Here is a 20,620-nt window from a genome sequence, read left to right as displayed (position 1 = left end):
GCGCGTGCTCGCGGACGCACCGGGCGGGCGGGACGCCTCTAGTGGCGGGCCAGCAGTGTGCGCACCCCGTCGGAGTTCAGGGTCAGCCCGTGCGGCGAGGCCGCGTCTATGGTGAGCGTGAGCTCGTCCGTGGGCCACTGGGAGGCGAGCGCCCCGAGCGGCACCAGCCGGTATCGCGAGACGAACGGCAGCAGACCGGCCATCTCCGTCTCCGAGGTGAACACCGGGACCGTCTGCTCGCCGTCGGGCTGCTCCAGGACCGGCAGGGCCACGGCGTAGGGGTCGACGGCTTCCTCCTCGGCGACGTCGTCCGGCACGGGGACGAGCACGTCGCTCCCGGCCAGCGTGTCCAGCGCGTCCGAATCCTCGGCGTGCACCGCGAGGGTGTCGAGTGCGGCCTGAGCTGCGGTCGGTCGGTGGTTCTTGTCGGGACTGTTCATGGCGGATCCCCAGATAGTGGCGGGCGGACACAGCCCGGAACCGCCGGCTCCGGGCGGGTTCCGGTCGCGTACCCATCCGGCGTCGGGCCATGCGTCATCCGTGTCCGCGATCGGCAGGTGCCTCAACCGGCCGCCGAGGTCCCTGCCGACCGCGGGCACGGTGACACACGACGGAGAGCGGGCGGTGGCCCCGGGACTCCCGGGGCCACCGCCCGCTCAGGTCCGTGCGGCGTCAGGCTGCCGCACGGTCCCTGCGGCGCATGGTGAGGTACGTGCCGGTCGCACCGACCGCCACGAGGGCGCCCACCGCGATGCCCAGCGGAAGGGCGGGGAACGACGACGCGTCCGTGGTCGCCGCCGTGTTCTGCATGGCGGGACCGGGGGTGATGCTGGTGGCGACGGCCTTCACCGGGTGGATCTTGCCGACCGACTTCACCGAACCGTCGGAGTTCAGGAGCACCTGCTTGTTGTTCGGGTGCCGGAAGTCGAACATGCCCCCGAGGGAGCCGGCGGCGGCATCGAAGGAGTGGTCACCGATCCGGCTCGTGTGCCAGTTGTCCTCGATGAAGCGGATGATCGACGACTGGTCGGTCCGGGTGTGGTCGACCTTGTTGACCTTGCTGTAGGGGGAGACCACGAGCAGCGGCTGGCGCGTGCCCGGGCCGCAGCGGTCCGCGTAGCCGCCCGTCGCCGCCGGTCCGGCCTGGCAGGCCGGACTGTCGGTGGTCTTGCCGTTGGAGCCGACCGAGATGTCCTTGGAGCCGTTGCCCGGCTTGGCGTACGCGTGGTCGTACCAGCCGTCGGAGTCGTCGTACGCGATGACCACGGCGGTCGACTTCCACTGCGGCGACTTCTGGATCGCGTTGATCTCGTCGACCAGGAAGTGCTGCTCGTCGATCGGGTCGGAGTAGGCCGCGTGGCCGTCCTGGTACTCGGCGGCCTTGAGGAAGCTGACCGCCGGCAGCTTGCCCGCCTTGAGGGCGGCGCTGAAGTCGGTCAGGTCGTAGTTGTGGTTCGCCTGTCCGCTGTGGCCGATCTCGTCGACGTTACGGGGCGGCAGGTGGTGCGGGTTGGACGTCGACTTGTAGTACTCGAACGGCGAGTGGTGCGGGCTGTAGTCGATGGCCGCGGCACCGCCGACATTGGTGTGGGTGGCGTCGCACTTGGCGTAGTGGCCCTGCTGGCCGTCCCACGGGGTGGACGGCCGGAAGCCGCCCTGGAACCAACCCCAACTGACGTTCTTGGAGTTGAGCACGTCACCGATGTTGCGGCCCTGCATCGCGGCGAGCGCGTTCGTGCTGGTGTGGTCCTTGTCGGAGCAGTCGTCGTACGCCGGGTCGGGGTCGTTGATGACCGTGCCGACACCCTTGGCGTCGGGCGACTGAACGGTGTAGGAGTCCGGCGTCGTGGTCTGCTTGGGGTGCTCGGTGCCGGACGCGGGGTCCATGGAGACGACACCGTGCGTCTGGCCGGAGACCAGGTTGAGCGCCCCGGGCGTGGACGGGCCGTAGACGGAGCTGTAGGAGCGGTCGCCCAGGGAGTAGTTCTGGGCGTAGTTCCACAGCGCGGTGACGGTGTTGCCGTCGTAGTAGTCCATCACCAGGCCCGGCTCGCCGAACAGGTTGCCGGAGCACTTGCCCGAGTCCGTGTTCTGGACGAACTGGTCGTTCTTTCCGCCGTTGTTGGCGTACTGCTCGGGCCCGTAGCCGTGATTCTGGTCGCAGGTCACCGCCTGGGACGGGGTGAGCCGCTTGGGCGCGTACTGGTTGGGGTTCTTCGTCAGCAGCCCGGCGGTGCGCAGGTTGTCGACGTCCTTCGGAGTCTTCTTGGACGCCGTGAACTTGGTGCCGTCGCTGTTGGCGGCCTGCGGGTAGGTCGCGAAGTAGTGGTCGAAGGAGACGTTCTCGTCGAAGAGCACGACCACGTGCTGAATGGGCGTGGCCGTCGAGGACTGGCTCTGCCCGTGACCGTGCCCGGCCGGCGGGGCGGCCCACGCCGGCACATTTGCGCCGAGGGCCGTGAGCGCGGCCGCGCCCAGGAGCGCACCAAGGCCCCTCATCGTTGCTCTTCTTCCCCTGCTGGCCATGCTGATTCACCTTCCGGACACGAACGTCGTTGCGCCGTACGGTCAGGGATGCTCCGCCGGACGGGCGGCACCACGCTGGAGCGGCGATGTCGGACGCATGAACAGAGGGTCAGGGAAGCAGGGGAAAACCTTGACCGTGTATTGACCAATGAACCCGGAAGTTGTCCGAACAGGTTCAGGACATCAAGGCGCGCCCGTACCAGTCCGCACCGTCCCGCACACCCGGCAGCGCGAAGAAGTAGCCGCCGCCGAACGGCTTGATGTAGTCGGTGAGCGGCTCACCCTCGAGGCGCTTCTGAATGGTCTCGAACTGACGGCTGAGGTCCTGCTGGTAGCAGCAGAACAGCAGCCCCATGTCGAGATTGCCGTTGCTGTCCACGCCCCGGTCGTAGTTGTACGCACGGCGCAGGATCCGCTGGCCGGCGGTCCCCGGTGTGCGCGGATTGGCGAGGCGTATGTGGCTGTCGAGCGGAATCACATCGCCCTTGGGGTCGCTCGGGTAGTCGGGGGTGTCGTGCTCGGCGTCACCGTCGAGCGGCGCACCCGACTCCCGGGCCCTGCCGAACATCCGCTCCTGTTCGCTCAGCGAGACCCGGTCCCAGAACTCCACGAGCATGCGGATCAGCCGGACGACCTGGTAACTGCCGCCCTGCGCCCAGTCCGGCTCGCCCATGCCGCGGTCCACCCAGATCAGGCGATCCATCTCGCGCGGGTCGGACGGGTCGGGGTTGGCGGTGCCGTCCTTGAAACCCATCAGGTTGCGCGGGGTTCCGCTGGGGCGGGGCGGGCTGGAGAACCCGTCGAGACGCCAACGGACCTGCATACCGCCACGGGTGTGCCGCGCGATGTCCCGCAGGGCGTGCAGCACCGTGTCGGTGTCGTCCGCGTGCAGTTGGAGGCTGAGGTCGCCGTGGCACCACTCGGAGCGGAGGTCGTCGTCGGGGAAGGCGGGCATCGTCGCGAGTCTGCGCGGGCGTCGCGCGGCCAGACCGAAGCGGTCGTCGAAGAGCGAGGCACCGACGCCGACGGTCACCGCCAGCGCGCCGGACGGCAACCGGTCGCCGAGCACACCGGAGTCGGCGGGCGGACCGGTGATACCGAGGGCCGGAGGTGTTCCGCCCGCGGTCAGGAAGCGCGCACGGTCGGTCACGGTGCGCAGCAGCTCACCGAGTTCCGCGCGGTTCTCGGCGGTGACGTCGAGAGCGGTGAACGCGGTGACCCGGCGCGGGGCCGCGATCAGCGACTGCTGGTGGGTGCCGTGGAAGGGCAGGACGGGTGGTGTGCCCGTGGCGTCGGCGGTGGGCGGGGCCGCCGCACCCCCGGCGGCGAGGCCGGCACCGGCGAGGGCGGCCCCGCGCAGGAAGCCGCGCCGTCCGAAACCACCCGTGGCGGGCCCGGCGTTCACACTGTCCTCCGGGGGTCGCAGAGCGTCGCCACCGAGGCCAGCCGCTCGACCACGTCGTCGAGAACGGCGTCGACCTGCTCCCGCTGGGTGCGGTCGAGCCCGGTGAGCGGGGTCCACCGGTCGCCGTGGTGGAGGCCGTCCAGGGTGCGCTGTGCGCGGTCCAGGTCCCTTTCGAGAACGGGCAGGTCCGCATAGCGCGAGGCGAGCAGGGGGTGCAGCCGGGACAGTACGGCACGCGTGCCGTCGATGTTGGCGCGGGCTGTGGCGAGGCTGGTGCCGCTGCCGTAGTCCGTCCGCCCGGTCAACTCGAACTGCACGGTGTTCTCCAGGATCTCGTGCGCCCGCAGACCCAGCTGCGCCGGGTCCATACGGGCCTGCGCCCAGTCGTCGCGCAGGCCGCGGACGGCCTTGGTGAGGGCCGCCGCCGGGGCGCGGAGCTGCTGTGCGGACCCGCCGTGCCACAGCCCGTACTCGATGCGGTGGAAGCCCACGAAGGAGGGGTCCTTCACACCGCCGGGCAGCCCGGCGTCCGTTCCGTTGATCTGTGCGTCGGAGTCGCCGAAGGCGTCGTACGCCGCACCGAGCCGCTCGTACTCGAGGTGCGCCGGCAGCCAGGCCTTCCGGGCCGCGTCGAGGTCGCCGCGGTCGATGGCGTCCTGCAGCCGGCCGGTCAGCCGCACCACGTCGTTCAGACCCCCGCCGACCCACTTCTGGTAGTCGATCGCGAGCGGGATCAGATCGTGCTGGGTGACGGGGGCCGCGGCGGGGCCGGGCCTGCCGCCGGTGCTGACACGGACCGTGGGGCCGGTGACGGCGTCGGCGTCGTCGGGCAGGCAGGTGAACGCGTACGAGCCCTTGCCGAGACGGACGGTCAGCGAACGGGTGGTGCCCGCGGCGAGGCCCTCCAGCTCTCCGTACACGGCCCGGCTGCGGGGATCCTCGAGATAGACCTCCGCCGGACTGCTCGAGGTGTTGTGCAGATCGAAGACCTGCAGCCCGGGAACCGGACTCGTCCAGCCGCGGCCGCAGCCACTCGGCGACACCTCGACGGCTGTGTGCCGGAGCCCGTCGCCGGCGGCCCGCGCGTGCCGGGCTCCGCCGAGTGTGGTGATCAGCAACGCCGCCACCAGGACGAGGGTGAGCAGGAGCCCGCCCGCGGCCCAGACGCGGCCCCTCCGTGAGGTGAGGCCGGGCACCGGCATTCCTCCGCGCCTCCCCGAACAACGTGCGAACGTACCCTCGCGCCTTCGTGCGGCGCGATCACCTCATGCTAGGCAGCGGCTCCCGCCCTGAAAGCCCCCGGCAGGGACTGACACCAAGAGTTCCCTCGCGGTTCACCGGGGGCTTGCCGGCCGAGCGGCCCGGCAGATCGGCCTGGACCCGTGCCGGTCGACCGCCGCACCGGTCATCCCCGTGGACCACTCCGCCGTGCCGTGCACTCGAGCGCTTCGTAGGCTGGTGGCCCGGGGGCACGTCATGGAGGTCCGCGATGCCCCGCAGCATCTGGTCGGGAGCGATCAGCTTCGGCCTGGTCACCATCCCGGTGGACGTGGTGCCCGCGACCGAGGACCACAGCGTCCGCTTCCACCAGTACCACTTGCAGGACATGGGCCGGGTGCGGGTCCGGAAGTACTGCGAGGTCGAGGACCGCGAGGTCCCGCAGCAGGAGATCGGCAAGGGCTACGCGCTCACCAGGGACCAGGTCGTCCCGGTGCTCGACGAGGAGTTGCGGGAGCTGCCCCTGCCGACGGCGAGGGCCATCGAGATCGTGGCGTTCGTACCCGCCGGGTCCATCGATCCGCTCCGCATCGGCGAGGGCTACTACCTCCAGGCCTCCGGCACGGTGGCCGCGAAGCCGTACGCCCTGCTGCGCAAGGCGCTGGCGAGGACGTCGAAGGTCGCCGTGGCGAAGTTCGCCTGGCACGGCAGGGAGAGGCTGGGTCTGCTGCGGGTGCGGGACGAGGCGCTGGTGCTGCACTCGATGCGCTGGCCGGACGAGATCCGGGACCCGGCCGAATTGGCACCGCCGGACATCCGGCTCTCCGACGGCGAGATCACCGAGGCACAGCACCTGATCGACCGGATGACCCGCGAGGACCTCGAAGGGCCCGACTTCGCCGACCACTACACCGAGGCGCTCGAGCAGGTGATCGAGGCCAAGCGTGAGGGGCACGCACCGCCCGAGGCCCCGGAGCCGGAGGGCGAACCCGGCAAGGTGCTCGACCTGATGGCCGCACTCCAGGCATCGGTGGCCCAGGCGAAGGCGTCCCGCGGCGAGGCTCCCGAGGCCGAGGTGCACGAGCTCCCGAAGAAGACCACCGCCGGCGCCGAGGCGAAGAAGGCACCTGCCAAGAAGACCGCCACAAAGAAGAGCACCGCAAAGAAGACTGCCAAGAAGACCACGGCCACGAAGGAAACGGCGAAGAAGACTGCCGCGAAACAGCCGACCCGCCGGAAGCGCACCGCATAGCCGGGCCGGGACGAGGCCGGTTTGTCGTCACCGCCCGCGTCGACCGCCCGACCGTTGCGGCCGCAGGCGCGGGCTGAGCACCCGACGGTCCGTACGGCCCCCTATGGACCGCCGCCTCCCGGACCGCCCGTCAGGGACGGTGGGCCGGCGCGGCGGAACGCGCGTCCGCCGCGGTCGCCGGGCGCCCCGACGTGGCGTGATCGGACAGGACCAGGTCCTTCGCCCGGCGGAACTCCTCGTCCGTGATGTCGCCGCGGGTTCGCATCTCGGACAGCCGGACGAGTTCGTCCGTACTGCTGTGGCGTCCGCCTTCCGCCACGGTCCGACGGATGTAGGAGTCGAAGGCCTGCTGCTGGGCGCGCGCCTGCGCCACCTCCCGACGACCCATGTCCTTCCCACGGGCGATGAGATAAACGAGGACGCCGAGGAAGGGGAGCACGACCACGAACACGAGCCAGCCGGCCTTGCCCCAACCGCTCATGGAGTCGTCGCGGAACACGTCGAGGACGATCCTGAACAGCAGGACGAACCACATGACCAGCAGGAAGAACCACAGCATCGTCCAGAAGGCGCTCAGCAGTGGATAGTCGTAGGCGAGGTACGTCTGCGCGACCATGTCTCTCCTCCGATCCGGGCTTTCGCCCCGGCCGCCAGTGCCGTCCTCAGGGTGCGCGCGACGGGGACGGTGCGACCTCACCCGGCAGGGGTGAGCGCCGGTGCCGCGGGCGCGCCTGCGGTTCTGGACCCCGTTCCACAGCCGTGGCTCAGGGAGCCACCGTCGGCGGCAGGGGCCGCTCCTGCGCCCGCGGACACGGCTGGTCCGGGCCGGCGGACGTCGTGGAGGCCATGACGCTGATCACGCCGCCGTGGAGCCACCGGACCGCCGTCCGGCGCCCGCCCTGCGCAGTGCGGCCGAGCATGCGAAGGCGACCATCAGCTCCGCAGCCCGAGCAGCACCAGCCACAGGCCGAGCAGCCGCGCCAGGAAGACCGCGGACTCGATCGGCAGGGCGAGCACCACGATCCCGGCGACGATGCCGAGTGCCGCCGTGCCGAGGACGAACGCCCGGTGCGGCAGGTCACGGTCGCTGAAGGCCGTGTAGGCGATCAGCATGCCGGTCACCAGCCAGACGACCCCGACGATGAGGGACAGCGCCGCGATGGTCTGCAACGGGTGCCGCAGACACAGCACCCCGGCAAGGACCAGCAGCACCGCGACGAGCAGGCGCGGCACCCGTTCGTCGCGCTCCTCCAGGGGGAAGGCCGCGACGGACCGCAGCGCCCCGGCCACAGGAAGGGACGGCCCGACGAGGACCGCCGGCACGTGCAGGGTCCCTCCGGGCCAGGCCGGCACCATGATGCCCGGTATCAACGCCGCGAGCGCCGAGCCCAGGACCAGGGTCCACGAGGCGGCGAGGCGGCGAGGCGGCGAGGCGGCGAGGCGGCGAGGCCCAACCGCAGTACCCCCGCGGTCGTCGTCCGTGCGGTGCCCGGAGCCGTCGGACACGTGCTCCGGCCCGGTGCGCGACGCCGGACCACGGGGTACGGCCATGGCTCCTCCTGGCGCGATCGATACGGGTCACGGCAGGTTCGCCGAGGGTGCGGTGTACGGACGGATCAGGGTCGCGCTCGTCCGGCGCATGCCGGGTCACCCATGGCGGGTGAGGTCGTCCGGCCCCTCGAGGCCGTGCTCACTCCGGCAGCCGGTGCATCTCCACTACACGCAGTCCGAGCGACCGGCACCGGGCCAGCAACCCGTACAGGTGAGCCTCGTCGACGACGGGCCCGACCAGTACGGACTGTCCGGAGAGAACGAGGTGGTCCATTTCCGGGAAGGCCTCGGTGAGCGTGTCCGACAGCTGTCCGTCGACGCGGATCTCATAGCGCATGAGCCGCTCTCCCTCGGCTGTACTCGGGCGGCCGAACCGCGCCCCGTCCGCGATGCTCCGCCCCGGCCCACCGCACGGCCTCACCTGCGGGAGGTGAACCGCGCGACGGCCCGCCCCGGCGTCAGTCCTTCAGGACGATCTTGCAGACGATGATCAGCAGCCCGAGCAGGAGATTGACCGCGGCGCTGACGATCACCAGGCGCCAGGAGGCTCCCGCGGTGCGTGCGGCGGCCGCCGACCAGCCCACCTGGCCGGCCACGGCGACGGCGAGCGCGAGCCAGGCCCCGCCCAGGAGGTCGAGGCCCAGGAGCGGACTGACGATCACAGCGGCGGCGGGCGGGACGGCGGCCTCGACGATCGGCCATTCCTCACGGCAGACGTGCAGCACGACCCGGCGGTACAGGACCTCCTGCGCCAGGCGGGCGCCGAACAGCTGGGCGTGCACGTGCGCGATCCAGAACACCACGGCGGTACTCACCAGCAGCACCACGAGCTCGACGCGCGAGAACACGCCGGCCGCACCGGCGCCCACGACCACGGAGGCGGCGAGCAGCGATCCGTACACGCCACCGGTGAAGTCGCCACGGGCGCGCGGCTCGGTGGGACCTGCCGTGGCCTCGGAGTGTTCCGCCTCGGACATCACAGCCTTCCTGGGGGACCGGCTGAAAGTCTGCGTGCACCGCGGCGCCGCGAACAGGACCCGGCGGGCCCCGGGCCGGGTCTTCACCTCACCGGACGATCCCGCCGTCGGACGGCGCGAACCGGTCGGCCACCGACCGGTGCCCTCGAGTGCCGTGCGCCGTCGTCTCCGTCTCGGCCGAACCCTTCCTCCGGCGGGCCTGCGAACGGCGGCCGCCCCCGCGGACCCGCGCATCCACCGCGCCAGGCGAACCCTGACGACCTGCCCGCACAACCCTGCGTTTACCATATGAGCGCCGCCTAGCTCGAAAGATAAATCTGTGACTGTCAACGACGACTCGTTCACCAACTGGAAGAACCGCGAGGAGATCGCGGAGTCGATGATCCCGATCATCGGGAAGCTGCATCGGGAGCGGGACGTCACGGTCCTGCTGCACAGCCGCTCCTTGGTGAACAAGTCGGTGGTCAGCATTCTCAAGACCCACCGATTCGCACGGCAGATCGCCGGGGAGGAGCTCTCGGTCACCGAGACCTTCCCGTTCCTCAAGGCGCTCGGCACCCTCGATCTCGGTCCGTCCCAGATCGACATCGGCATGCTCGCCGCGATGTACCGGACCGACGACCAGGGCCTGTCGGTCGGGGACTTCACCGCCCGGGCGGTGGCCGGGGCCACGGGTGCCGACAAGATCGAGCACGGTGAGGGACGCGACGTCGTCCTGTACGGCTTCGGCCGCATCGGCCGGCTCGTCGCCCGCCTGCTGATCGAGAAGGCCGGTTCCGGCAACGGTCTGCGGCTGCGCGCGATCGTCGTGCGCGGCGGCGGTGACCGGGCCGCCGAGGATCTCGTCAAGCGGGCGTCCCTGCTCCGCCGCGACTCCATCCACGGCCAGTTCCAGGGCACGATCACCGTCGACGAGGCGAGCTGCTCGATCATCGCCAACGGCAACACCATCAGGGTGATCCACGCCGACGACCCGGCCGAGGTCGACTACACGGCGTACGGCATCAAGGACGCCATCCTCATCGACAACACCGGCAAGTGGCGCGACCGCGAGGGCCTGTCGAAACACCTGCGTCCCGGCATCGACAAGGTCGTGCTGACCGCGCCCGGCAAGGGCGATGTGCCCAACATCGTGCACGGCGTCAACCACGACATGGTGAAGCCCGACGAGCGGATCCTGTCCTGCGCGTCCTGCACCACCAACGCGATCGTGCCGCCGCTGAAGGCGATGGACGACGAGTACGGCGTTCTGCGCGGACACGTGGAGACCGTCCACTCGTTCACCAACGACCAGAACCTGCTGGACAATTACCACAAGTCCGAGCGACGCGGCCGCTCCGCGCCGCTCAACATGGTGATCACCGAGACGGGTGCCGCCTCCGCCGTCGCCAAGGCGCTGCCCGACCTCAAGGCGCGGATCACCGGCAGCTCGATCCGTGTGCCCGTGCCCGATGTCTCGATCGCGATCCTCAATCTCCAACTCGCCCGTGAGGTGACCCGCGAGGAGGTCCTCGAGTACCTCCGTGATGTCTCGCTGACCTCGCCGATGCGCCGTCAGATCGACTTCATCAGCGCTCCCGACGCCGTCTCCAGCGACTTCATCGGCTCGCGCCACGCTTCGATCGTGGACGCGGGCGCCCTCAAGGCCGAGGGCGACAACGCGATCCTCTACCTCTGGTACGACAACGAGTTCGGCTACTCCTGCCAGGTCATCCGCGTCGTGCAGCACGTCTCCGGGGTGGAGTACCCGACCTACCCGGCCCCCGCGGCCTGACACCGGCGCGCACGGCTCCCGGTCCGGTCCACCGTCGTACGGGGCCCGCGGCCGGGACCGGCGCACCACAAGCGCCGGGCGGCAGCTGCCACGGCTTCCCCTCCCCGGCGTTATGCGGCTGAACTTCCCTCCTCATCAGGGGAGTTCAGCGATGTTTGCGCCAATGTTCAGTCACGCGGCTCGTGCTGCCCACCGACTCCTTGCGAGAATCTCGGCGCCCGGGTCACTCCCTCCCCAGGAGACCCCGGGATGTACCCCGTCCTCAGACGCCCGCAGGGAGTTGACGTGCGCGACCAGGTACCCCCCACAGCACGGCGCAGAAGAACTCCGTCCGTCCCAAGGCTCTCGCGGCGGCTGCGCCGCTCCGCGTTCGCGAGCGCCCTTGCCGCCGTCGCACTGGTCGTGGCGCTGCCCGCCAGCGCCCAGGCCGACGTTCTGCAACTCCTGCCCCAGAACGCCGACGGTCTGGAGCAGTCCTTCTCCCCCGCCTACGACTACGACGGTGACGGCTGCTACGCCACCGCGGCCATCGGCGTCGACGGCACCATCAACCCCGGTCTGAAGCTGGGCGGCGACGTCAACGGGCACTGCCACGACTACGCCCAGCTGGCCAACGCCAACACCTACTCGCGCGAGAAGTGCAACAACGGCTGGTGCGCCGTGGTGTACGCCAGCTACTTCGAGAAGGACCAGGCCACGCTCGGTCCCGCGGCCATCGGCCACACCCACGACTGGGAGCACGTCGTGGTGTGGATCAACAACAACGAGGTCCAGTACGTGTCGGTGTCGCAGCACTCCGGCTACCAGGTGGCCGGGCGTTCGTCGGTGCGCTTCGACGGGACCCACCCGAAGATCGTGTACCACAAGGACGGCGTCTCCACCCACTGCTTCCGGTTCGCCAACACCAACGACGAGCCGCCGGAGAACGCCACGGGCGGCTGGTTCTACCCGCGTCTGGTGGGCTGGAACGGCTACCCGGCCGGCTTCCGCGACAGGCTCATGAGCGCAAACTTCGGCGCGGCCACCATCAAGATCAAGGACGGTGACTTCGAGTACGCCCTGGCGAACTCCATGCCGTCCGGGATCCCGTTCAACCCCAACGCCTGATCTGCGCACATCGAAGGGCCCGGTCGCAGCCACGGCGGCCGGGCCCTTCGACGCGCACCACACGACGAGCGTGGCAGGCATCCCGAGGAGATTCCGGGTCAGGAGACCTGTTCGCGGGCCGTCCGGGCCGCCGCTGCCAGGTCCAGGTCCGTGGTCTCGGGCGCCAGGAACTGCGAGACCAGGCCGCCCACCGCGAGCACCCCGGCGCCGACGAAGAGAACGAACCGGGCACCGAAGTGGTCGAGGCCCATGGGGAGCAGGAACGTGCCCACGGCGGCGCCGACTCGGCTCATGGCCGTTGCGAAACCCACGCCGGTGGCGCGCAGCGAGGTGGGGAACACCTCCAGCGGATAGACCGCGGTCAGCGCGCTGGAGGCGGCATTGAGGAAGATGAAGAAGAGGAAGCCGGCCACGATGACCGGCGTGGAGGACGGCCACACCGCGACCAGGGCCAGGCAGCCCGCCGTGATCCAGAACGGCGGGATCAGCAGCCTGCGGCGGCCGATGCGGTGCACTACCAGGCAGCCTGCGGTGACACCGGCGACGGCCGTGAAGGAGTAGACGAGCAGAGCCGCGACCGCGTTGTCGCCCATGTGGAGGGCGTCGAAGACCTGGGTCCAGAAGGTGCCGATCGCGAAGTACGGCAGGACGAGCGCGGCCCGGAAGACGCTGGCGAACACGGTGCTGCGAATGTGCCGGCGGCTGAACAGCGAGCGGAAGCCCTCCTGTCCGGCCTCGGTGCGCTCGTCGAGTTCCGCCGCCACGTCGATCTCGATGCCGTACTTCGTGATGAGTTCCTCGGCCTCCTCGCGGCGGCCCTTGCTCAGCAGCCAGCGGGCCGACTCCGGGATGCCGCCCCGCAGCGCCACGCACACCACGGCGATCACCGCACTGCTGGCCAGGGACCAGCGCCAGCCGCCCTGGACGTCCGCGAACAGCGCGCCGACGACGGTCGCCAGTGCGTAACCGACGTACCAGCTGATCTCCAGGCTGGCCAGCAGCCTGCCGCGCCCCTCGTTCGGCGCGTGTCGCTCGCGTCACGGGGCGCGAACCCCTTCTCCGTCGCGCACGCCACCCAGGCCGTGAGCATGGTGAACCGCGCCCTGCCCGTGGCGTTCCGGGACGGCTCGGACCTCGGCGCCCGCGCCGAGTTGATGATGGGCGCACATCTGGCCGGCCAGGCCCCGACCCTCTCGGGACTCGGCCTCGTGCACGGCATCGGCCATGCGATCACGGCCCACACCGGCACTCCGCACGGAGTCGCCCTCGCCGCCGTGCTCGAGGAGGTCAATGGAGTTCAGCGCACCCGCCGCGCAGGACGCCTACGAGCGCGCGGCCCGGGCCATGCGTCTCGACCCGCCGGCCGACGGCGACTGGACCGCAGCGGCCGTGACCGCCGTACGTGAGATCTCCGGAGAACTGGACATCAAACGCCCCCTGCGTGACCTGGGCGCCGACCGCGACCTGCTGCCGGCCGTCGCGGCGGGCGCGGTCGCCGACGCCGTGACCAAGAACGCGCCGCGGCTGCCGGACGAGTCCGAGGTACTGGAGATTCTGGAGCGGACGTACGAGCGGCCCTGACGCACCGGCGCCGCACGGTGGCCGTCCGGGATCCGGTCGCGGCCGGTCCGGGCGGCGTCCCCCCGCCCGGGTCGGGTGACCGGTCTGGACGCCGGGGACCGACCGGCCCAGGGGGCGCACCCGCCGGCCGGTCCCGCGTCCGTGTCACGTGCTGCGTCGCCCTCAGCTCACGGTGGCCGCCGCTCGCCGATTCAGGCGGTGTCCGCCCGTGAACACGTTCATGGAGTACCGCCGACATCGGTGTGGACCCGCCTCGGGGGCCGGCCGCGGGGTCGACGGTCGGCGCATCTCCCCGTCGGCAGGGCCTCGTGAGATCGTCGACCCCGCTTTGTCTACAGTATTTCGTATGCTGGTGACAAGGGAAGAGGTGGGACACGGGCCGGGGAGTCGCAGCTCGTGCGGGCCTCCGGCCGACGCGGGTGGGGCGACGGCCGACATCAACGGTCCAGGCCGGAGTAGACTGTAGACGAAATCCAATATCGGGCGGCTCTGGCGAGCCGCTACCGAGGGGTGGAGTCATGGCCTTGCCGACCGGCGCCGTGCCGAAGGTGGAGAGGCCCGGCCCGCTGCGCGAGCGGGTCTACGAGGCTCTCCTGGAGCTCATCGTCACCAGGTCGCTCGAACCGGGGCAGCATCTGGTCGAGAGCGAACTCGCCGGCCAACTGGGGGTCTCGCGCCAACCGGTCCGGGAGGCGCTGCAGCGCCTCGACACGGAGGGCTGGGTGGATCTGCGCCCCGCCCAGGGCGCGTTCGTGCACGACCCCACGGAGGAAGAGGCCGACCAACTGCTCGTCGTGCGCGGTCTGCTGGAGGCCGAGGCGGCGAGGCTGGCAGCGGCCAACGCCACCCCGCGCGCCGCCGAGCGGCTGCGCGAATTGTGCACGGCGGGCGAGCAAGCCCGGGAGTCCGACGATGTCGACGTCGTGGTCGCCGCCAACGCCGCCTTCCACGCCCAGGTGATGCAACTGGCCGCGAACTCGGTGCTCGCCGAGCTGTCCGCCCAGGTGGACCGCCGCGTCCGGTGGCTCTACACACCCGTCGCCCGTACCCGAGGCTCACTCTCCTGGATCGAGCACCGCGCCATGATCGACGCCATCGAGGCAGGCGACGAACAGCGGGCACAGCAGCTGATGCGGGCCCACACCGAGCACACACGCGCCAGCTACCACGGGCGCGCGGCAGCGGAGCGGTGAGGGCCTCGTAGCCTCACCCGCCGGCGTTCCCGCAAGCCCGCCGGGACCTGACGCAACATTCACCCCCACAGACATGGATACCCGTCGACCAGTAACGGTATACAGTATGCAATCACCCATGAGAGGGGGGCTTCGCAGAGTCCGCCCCGCCGGCCCATGAGGCGTCACCCCTCCAAGACCGCAGGGAGCCGCTCCATGTCGTTCCGCTCCGCTCTCTCCCACGTCTTGAGCAGCACCATCGAGCCGTCCGCCGAGGAGACCGGCGCGTGCGGGAGATTTCCCCGCGCCTCGGTGACCGCCCTCGGGGAAGCGGGGCTGCTCGGGCTCACCGTCGCCACCGATCTCGGCGGCGGAGGGCTGGGCCTCACCGAGGCCGCCGAGGTCGTGACCGACGTGTCCCGCGCCTGCCCCGCCACCGGCGCGGTGGTCCGGTCCCACTACGCCGCCGTCGCCTTCATCGAGGCGTACGGCTCGCACTGGATGCGCCGCAAGGTCGCCGTCGGCCTGCACCTCGGCACGCTCGCCCTCACCGACGCCGACGGCGCCGGCGCACCGGGGGCCACACCGTCACCGACGGGTTCGACCGCGACGCGCACCGGGGACGTGGTGGCCCTGCGCGGCCGCAAACGCGATGTCGTCGGGGCGGGCGAGGCCGACAGCTACATCTGGTCCTCCCGGCCGGCACACGGCGGGGAGGGATCGTCCCTGTGGCTGGTGCCTGCGGACGCGCCCGGCCTGTTCGTGCCCGCCCGCCCCAGCGGCGACGGTCCGCGCGGCAGCGGAACGTCGACGGTCTGCGCGGATCCCGTCCTGCTCCCCGCCGGCGCACTGCTCGAACGGGACGGCGAGGCGGACGGCTTGCTGAGCACCGTCCGCGCATGGCTGGCCGCGATGTCCACCGCGGGGGCCGGATCGCCCGCCGGAGCGCCCGGGGTCCGCGCACTCACCTGACCGCCCGCCCCGGTCCCCGTGACCGCGGTTGACCCGTTCCGGACGGTGGACGCAGCCGATGATAACTGCATACAGTATCCGATGAGCCTTCAGAGTCGCCAGGGGGCCACACAGAGTGAAGCTTGTATACAAAGTTCCGTATGCATTGAGAGGCGTCATGCACGGTACGAGCAGCGCGGCGAGGTGTCCGGGCTCGTCGATCACCATCCCCGTAGGGAGGAACCATGACGACGAGCGTCGGTGACGTGACGACGGAGGCCGCTGTCGGTGCGATCGCGGCAGCACATCGCGGGCAGCGCGGTCCACTGCTGCCGATCCTGCACGCCATCCAGGCCGAACTCGGCCATGTCCCGCAGGAGGCCGTCGCGATACTCGCCCGCGAGCTCAATCTGTCCCGGGCGGACGTACACGGGGTGGTCTCCTTCTACCACGACTTCCGCCGGGAGCCTGCCGGCCGCACGACCGTGCGCATCTGCCGCGCGGAGGCCTGCCAGGCCCTCGGCGCCGACGCCCTGGTGAACTCCGCCCGGGACCGGGCGGGCCTCGCACTCGGGGAGACGCGCGCGGACGCCTCTCTGACGGTGGAGCAGGTCTTCTGCCTCGGCAACTGCGCGCTGGGCCCCTCCGTCGAGGTGAACGGCGAGGTGCTCGGACGCATGAGCGCGGAACGTCTGTGCTCGATCGTGGACGAGGCGGTCTCGTCATGACACAGACATCGAACTCCCCGGTGACGGTGTACGTCCCCCGCGACTCGGCCGCGCGGTCGGTCGGGGCCGACGCGGTGGCGGAGGCGATCCGACGGGCTGCCGACGCCCGGAACCTGCCGATCAACCTGGTGCGCAACGGGTCGCGCGGCATGCTCTGGCTGGAACCGCTGGTCGAGGTGGCCACCTCTGAGGGCCGGATCGGCTACGGTCCCGTGGCACCCTCGGACGTGGCGGACTTGCTGGCCGCCGACTTCCTGGACGGCGCGGACCACCCTCTGCGGCTCGGTGTCGTGGACGAACTTCCGTGGCTGGCCCGCCAGAACCGGGTCACGTTCACCCGGGTCGGGATCATCGACCCCATCTCCCCGGAGGACTACGAGCGCCACGGCGGCCTCGTCGGGCTGCGCAGAGCCCTGGACCTGTCGCCCTCCGACGTGGTCGCCGCCGTCACCGAGTCCGGTCTGCGCGGCCGGGGGGGCGCGGGGTTCCCGGCCGGCATCAAGTGGAAGACCGTGCTCGACTGCGCCGACACGCTGAAGTTCGTCTGCTGCAACGCCGACGAGGGCGACAGCGGCACGTTCGCCGACCGCATGGTCATGGAGGGCGACCCGTTCATGCTCATCGAGGGCATGACGATCGCCGCACACGCGGTCGGCGCCCGCGAGGGCTATGTCTACATCCGCTCGGAGTACCCGGACGCGGTGGCCACGATGCGGGCCGCGATCGCGATCGCGCGTGATCGCCATTGGCTCGGGGAGCGCATCCTCGGCTCGGACCTCACCTTCGATCTGCACGTGCGGGTCGGCGCCGGCGCGTACATCTGCGGTGAGGAGACCTCCATGCTGGAGAGCCTGGAGGGCAAGCGCGGCGTCGTCCGCGCCAAGCCGCCCATCCCTGCCATCGAGGGGCTGTTCGGCAAGCCGACCGTCGTCAACAACGTCCTGACCCTGGCCACGGTTCCGGTGATCCTCGCCGACGGGGCGAAGGCGTACCAGGAACTCGGCGTGGAACGCTCACGCGGCACACAGGTCTTCCAGCTCGGCGGAAACATCGCGCACGGCGGCATCGTCGAGACGGCGTTCGGCGTCACCCTCCGCGAGCTGATCGAGGACTACGGCGGCGGGACGCTCAGCGGACGGCCGGTGCGCACGGTGCAGGTGGGCGGGCCACTGGGCGCCTACCTGCCGACGTCCCAGTTCGATCTGCCCATGGACTACGAGGCGTTCGCCGCGGCGGGCGCCATGCTCGGCCACGGCGGTGTCGTGGTCTTCGACGACACCGTCGACATGGCGGCGCAGGCCCGCTTCGCGATGGAGTTCTGCGCCGCGGAGTCGTGCGGCAAGTGCACACCGTGCCGGGTCGGTTCGGTGCGCGGCGTCGAAGTGATCGACCGGATCGTGGCCGGCGAGCAGCGCGACGAGAACCTCGCCCTGCTCGAGGACCTCTGTGAGCTGATGACCGACGGATCGCTGTGCGCCATGGGCGGGTTGACCCCCATGCCGGTACGCAGCGCCGTCACACACTTCTCCGACGACTTCCTCGCGAGGGGGGAGGGCACGGCATGACACTGCTCAAGGAGCCCGACTTCGGAACCCCGGAACGGCCAGGCGGGGCGACCGTCACGGTCGAGGTCGACGGGCTGCCCGTCACGGTGCCCGAGGGCACCTCGGTGATGCGCGCGGCGGCGCAGGCCGGAATCGACATACCCAAGCTCTGTGCCACCGACAGCCTGGAGCCGTTCGGTTCCTGCCGGCTGTGCGTGGTGGAGATCGACGGCCGTCGCGGCACCCCGGCGTCCTGCACCACACCGGTCGCGGACGGGATGTGCGTGCGCACCCAGACGCCGAAGGTGGAGAAGCTCCGCCAGGGCGTCATGGAGCTGTACATCTCCGACCATCCGCTCGACTGCCTCACCTGCTCGGCCAACGGCGACTGCGAACTGCAGGACATGGCGGGCGTGGTGGGGCTGCGCCAGGTCCGTTACGGGTACGAGGGCGAGAACCACCTCGACGCCGCGCCGGACCTGAGCAACCCGTACTTCGACTTCAACCCGGCCAAGTGCATCGTCTGTTCGCGGTGCGTGCGCGCCTGCGGCGAGGTGCAGGGCACCTTCGCGCTGACCATCGAAGGCCGCGGCTTCGACTCCAAGGTCTCCCCTGGTGCCGGTGAGTCCTTCCTGGACTCCGAGTGCGTCTCCTGCGGCGCCTGTGTCCAGGCCTGCCCGACCGCGACGCTTCAGGAGCGGTCGGTCGTCGAACTCGGCATGCCCTCCCGCTCGGTGGTCACCACCTGCGCGTACTGCGGCGTGGGCTGCTCGTTCAAGGCCGAGCTGCGCGGCGACGAACTGGTCCGGATGGTGCCCCACAAGGACGGCGGGGCGAACGAGGGCCACTCCTGCGTCAAGGGCCGCTTCGCCTTCGGCTATGCGACCCATCCCGACCGCAAGCTCAAGCCCATGGTGCGCGAGAAGACCACCGACCCGTGGCGCGAGGTCGAGTGGGACGAGGCCATCCGGACGGTCGCGGAGAAGATGCGCGCCATCCAGGACGCGTACGGGCCGAGCTCGATCGGCGCCATCAGCTCCTCGCGGTGCACCAACGAAGAGGTCTACGTCGTCCAGAAGATGGTGCGCGCGGCGTTCGGCAACAACAACGTCGACACCTGCGCCCGGGTCTGCCACTCCCCCACCGGTTACGGGCTGAAGCAGACCTTCGGGGAGTCGGCCGGCACCCAGGACTTCCGCTCGGTGGCGAAGGCCGACCTCATCATGGTCATCGGGGCCAATCCGACCGACGGTCACCCGGTGTTCGCCTCGCGCATGAAGAAGCGACTGCGCGAGGGTGCCCAGCTCGTCGTGGTCGACCCGCGGCGTATCGACCTGGTGCGCTCGCCGCACATCCAGGCGGCACATCATCTGCAGCTCAAGCCCAGCACGAACGTGGCCGTCATCAACGCCATGGCGCACGTGGTGGTGACCGAGGACCTGGTCGACCGCTCCTTCGTCGATGCGCGGTGCGAAGGGTTCGACGACTGGGCCCGGTTCGTCGCCCTCCCCGAGAACAGCCCGGAGGCCACCGAGCCCGTCACCGGCGTTCCCGCGGAGGAACTGCGGGCCGCCGCTCGGCTGTACGCGCAGGCGCCCAACGCAGCCATCTACTACGGTCTCGGCGTGACCGAGCACAGCCAGGGCTCCACGATGGTCATGGGGATGGCGAACCTCGCGATGGCCTGCGGCAACATCGGCCGGGACGGCGTGGGCGTCAACCCGCTGCGCGGCCAGAACAACGTGCAGGGCTCCTGCGACATGGGTTCCTTCCCGCACGAGTTCACGGGCTACCGCCATGTCTCCGACGATGCGGTCCGCACCGTGTTCGAGGAGTTGTGGGGCCGTTCCCTACTGCCCGAGCCGGGGCTGCGGATCCCGAACATGTTCGACGCGGCGATCGACGGTTCCTTCCGGGGCCTGTTCGTGCACGGCGAGGACATCGCCCAGTCCGACCCGAACCTCCAGCACGTCAGCGCGGCGCTGGCGGCGATGGACCTGGTCGTGGTGCAGGACCTGTTCCTCAACGAGACGGCCAGGTTCGCGCACGTCTTCCTGCCGGGCGCCTCGTTCCTGGAGAAGGACGGCACCTTCACCAACGCCGAGCGCCGCATCAACCGGGTGCGGGCGGTGATGAAGCCCAAGACAGGCAAGCACGAGTGGCAGATCGTCAGCGAGATCGCCACCGCCATGGGCTATCCCATGGCGTACGACCACCCGAGCCAGATCATGGACGAGATCGCCCAGGTCACACCCACCTTCAAGGGTGTCTCCTTCGAGTTGCTCGACAAGCTCGGCAGCGTCCAGTGGCCGTGCAACGACGAGGCTCCGCAGGGCACCCCGACCATGCACGTCGACGCGTTCGTCCGCGGCAAGGGCAAGTTCGTCGTCACGGCCTATGTGCCGACGGACGAGCGGACCACCTCTCGCTACCCGCTGGTGCTGACCACGGGCCGCATCCTCAGTCAGTACAACGTGGGAGCGCAGACGCGGCGTACGGGCAACGTGGCATGGCACCCCGAGGACCTGCTGGAGCTGCATCCGCTGGACGCCGAGAACCGGGGCATCACCGACGGCGACCTGGTGACGCTGGCCAGCCGGGTCGGCAGTACGACGCTTCGGGCCCGGATCTCCGACCGGATGCCGCCGGGCGTCGTCTACACGACGTTCCACCACCCGGTGACCGGCGCCAACGTGGTCACCACCGAGAACTCGGACTGGGCGACCAACTGCCCCGAGTACAAGGTGACCGCCGTGCAGGTGGGCCTCGCCCATCCGCTCGAGCGGCACGCCGGCGAGTCCCTGGGGACCGAGCGGCTCGCGGCGGTGGACTGA

The 20,620-nt window shown here is 70.5% G+C and carries 17 protein-coding genes and 1 pseudogene; 9 read left to right on the top strand and 9 right to left on the bottom strand.

All coding sequences use genetic code 11. The annotated features are described in order from the left end of the window. Positions 1 to 38 precede the first annotated feature (38 nt). The 4 genes from ADL25_RS13255 to ADL25_RS13240 all read right to left on the bottom strand — a co-directional run bounded on the left by ADL25_RS13255 (position 39) and on the right by ADL25_RS13240 (position 5,133). Positions 39 to 440, bottom strand: a complete 402-nt coding sequence (locus tag ADL25_RS13255) for an SseB family protein (protein WP_059128179.1) — start codon at positions 438 to 440, stop codon at positions 39 to 41. Between the two features lie 232 nt (positions 441 to 672). Next, positions 673 to 2,499, bottom strand: a complete 1,827-nt coding sequence (locus tag ADL25_RS13250; RefSeq protein ID WP_234380891.1) for a phospholipase C — start codon at positions 2,497 to 2,499, stop codon at positions 673 to 675. A gap of 202 nt (positions 2,500 to 2,701) precedes the next feature. Further along, positions 2,702 to 3,931: an iron uptake transporter deferrochelatase/peroxidase subunit gene (gene efeB, locus ADL25_RS13245; protein WP_059127899.1), complete on the bottom strand. Its 1,230-nt coding sequence runs from the start codon at positions 3,929 to 3,931 to the stop codon at positions 2,702 to 2,704. Beyond that, positions 3,928 to 5,133 (bottom strand): EfeM/EfeO family lipoprotein, encoded by a 1,206-nt coding sequence (locus ADL25_RS13240; protein ID WP_059127898.1) that lies wholly within the window; start codon positions 5,131 to 5,133, stop codon positions 3,928 to 3,930. Before ADL25_RS13240 ends, efeB begins: the two co-directional genes overlap by 4 nt. Positions 5,134 to 5,420: 287 nt before the next feature. Here ADL25_RS13240 and ADL25_RS13235 point away from each other — a divergent pair, with 287 nt between their 5' ends. Further along, positions 5,421 to 6,401 carry a Ku protein gene (locus ADL25_RS13235; RefSeq protein WP_059127897.1) on the top strand — a complete coding sequence of 327 codons (981 nt, stop codon included), beginning with the start codon at positions 5,421 to 5,423 and terminating at the stop codon, positions 6,399 to 6,401. A 130-nt stretch (positions 6,402 to 6,531) separates the two neighbouring features. Here ADL25_RS13235 and ADL25_RS13230 read toward each other — a convergent pair whose 3' ends face one another. From ADL25_RS13230 to ADL25_RS13215, 4 genes are all read right to left on the bottom strand, one after another. Further along, positions 6,532 to 7,017: an SHOCT domain-containing protein gene (locus tag ADL25_RS13230; RefSeq protein ID WP_059127896.1), complete on the bottom strand. Its 486-nt coding sequence runs from the start codon at positions 7,015 to 7,017 to the stop codon at positions 6,532 to 6,534. 317 nt (positions 7,018 to 7,334) lie between these two features. Further along, the gene (locus ADL25_RS13225) at positions 7,335 to 7,952 is read right to left on the bottom strand and encodes an HdeD family acid-resistance protein (RefSeq protein WP_324614046.1); all 618 of its coding nucleotides are present in this window, start codon (positions 7,950 to 7,952) and stop codon (positions 7,335 to 7,337) included. A gap of 139 nt (positions 7,953 to 8,091) precedes the next feature. Further along, positions 8,092 to 8,289: a hypothetical protein gene (locus ADL25_RS13220; protein WP_059127895.1), complete on the bottom strand. Its 198-nt coding sequence runs from the start codon at positions 8,287 to 8,289 to the stop codon at positions 8,092 to 8,094. A 121-nt stretch (positions 8,290 to 8,410) separates the two neighbouring features. Next, positions 8,411 to 8,929, bottom strand: coding sequence for a hypothetical protein (locus tag ADL25_RS13215; protein WP_059127894.1), 519 nt, complete (start codon positions 8,927 to 8,929; stop codon positions 8,411 to 8,413). 319 nt (positions 8,930 to 9,248) lie between these two features. On the opposite strand from ADL25_RS13215, the gene ADL25_RS13210 reads away from it, so the two are divergent. Together ADL25_RS13210 and ADL25_RS13205 are read left to right on the top strand one after the other, a co-directional pair. Further along, positions 9,249 to 10,703, top strand: coding sequence for a glyceraldehyde-3-phosphate dehydrogenase (locus ADL25_RS13210; RefSeq protein WP_059127893.1), 1,455 nt, complete (start codon positions 9,249 to 9,251; stop codon positions 10,701 to 10,703). A 354-nt stretch (positions 10,704 to 11,057) separates the two neighbouring features. After that, a complete protein-coding gene (locus ADL25_RS13205) occupies positions 11,058 to 11,810 on the top strand; it encodes an NPP1 family protein (protein WP_059128178.1) in 753 nt (250 codons plus the stop codon). Between the two features lie 98 nt (positions 11,811 to 11,908). Here the strand turns inward: ADL25_RS13205 and ADL25_RS13200 are convergent. Beyond that, positions 11,909 to 12,826, bottom strand: a pseudogene (locus ADL25_RS13200) (MFS transporter); the annotation flags it as partial. A gap of 274 nt (positions 12,827 to 13,100) precedes the next feature. Here ADL25_RS13200 and ADL25_RS50440 point away from each other — a divergent pair. From ADL25_RS50440 to fdhF, 6 genes are all read left to right on the top strand, one after another. After that, a complete protein-coding gene (locus tag ADL25_RS50440; protein WP_234380890.1) occupies positions 13,101 to 13,391 on the top strand; it encodes an iron-containing alcohol dehydrogenase in 291 nt (96 codons plus the stop codon). A 518-nt stretch (positions 13,392 to 13,909) separates the two neighbouring features. Continuing rightward, positions 13,910 to 14,584, top strand: a complete 675-nt coding sequence (locus ADL25_RS13190; RefSeq protein WP_059127892.1) for a GntR family transcriptional regulator — start codon at positions 13,910 to 13,912, stop codon at positions 14,582 to 14,584. Between the two features lie 195 nt (positions 14,585 to 14,779). Then, positions 14,780 to 15,535, top strand: a complete 756-nt coding sequence (locus ADL25_RS13185; protein ID WP_059127891.1) for an acyl-CoA dehydrogenase family protein — start codon at positions 14,780 to 14,782, stop codon at positions 15,533 to 15,535. A gap of 224 nt (positions 15,536 to 15,759) precedes the next feature. Beyond that, positions 15,760 to 16,242 carry a formate dehydrogenase subunit gamma gene (locus ADL25_RS13180; protein WP_059127890.1) on the top strand — a complete coding sequence of 161 codons (483 nt, stop codon included), beginning with the start codon at positions 15,760 to 15,762 and terminating at the stop codon, positions 16,240 to 16,242. Further along, positions 16,239 to 17,807 (top strand): formate dehydrogenase beta subunit, encoded by a 1,569-nt coding sequence (locus ADL25_RS13175; RefSeq protein WP_059127889.1) that lies wholly within the window; start codon positions 16,239 to 16,241, stop codon positions 17,805 to 17,807. Before ADL25_RS13180 ends, ADL25_RS13175 begins: the two co-directional genes overlap by 4 nt. After that, the gene (gene fdhF, locus ADL25_RS13170) at positions 17,804 to 20,620 is read left to right on the top strand and encodes a formate dehydrogenase subunit alpha (protein WP_059127888.1); all 2,817 of its coding nucleotides are present in this window, start codon (positions 17,804 to 17,806) and stop codon (positions 20,618 to 20,620) included. Before ADL25_RS13175 ends, fdhF begins: the two co-directional genes overlap by 4 nt.

The sequence above is a fragment of the Streptomyces sp. NRRL F-5122 genome (assembly GCF_001507435.1).
Classification (GTDB): Bacteria; Actinomycetota; Actinomycetes; order Streptomycetales; family Streptomycetaceae; genus Streptomyces; species Streptomyces lannensis.
Note: the sequence above shows the minus strand (reverse complement) of the source record. Positions and strands in the feature narration are given on the sequence as shown.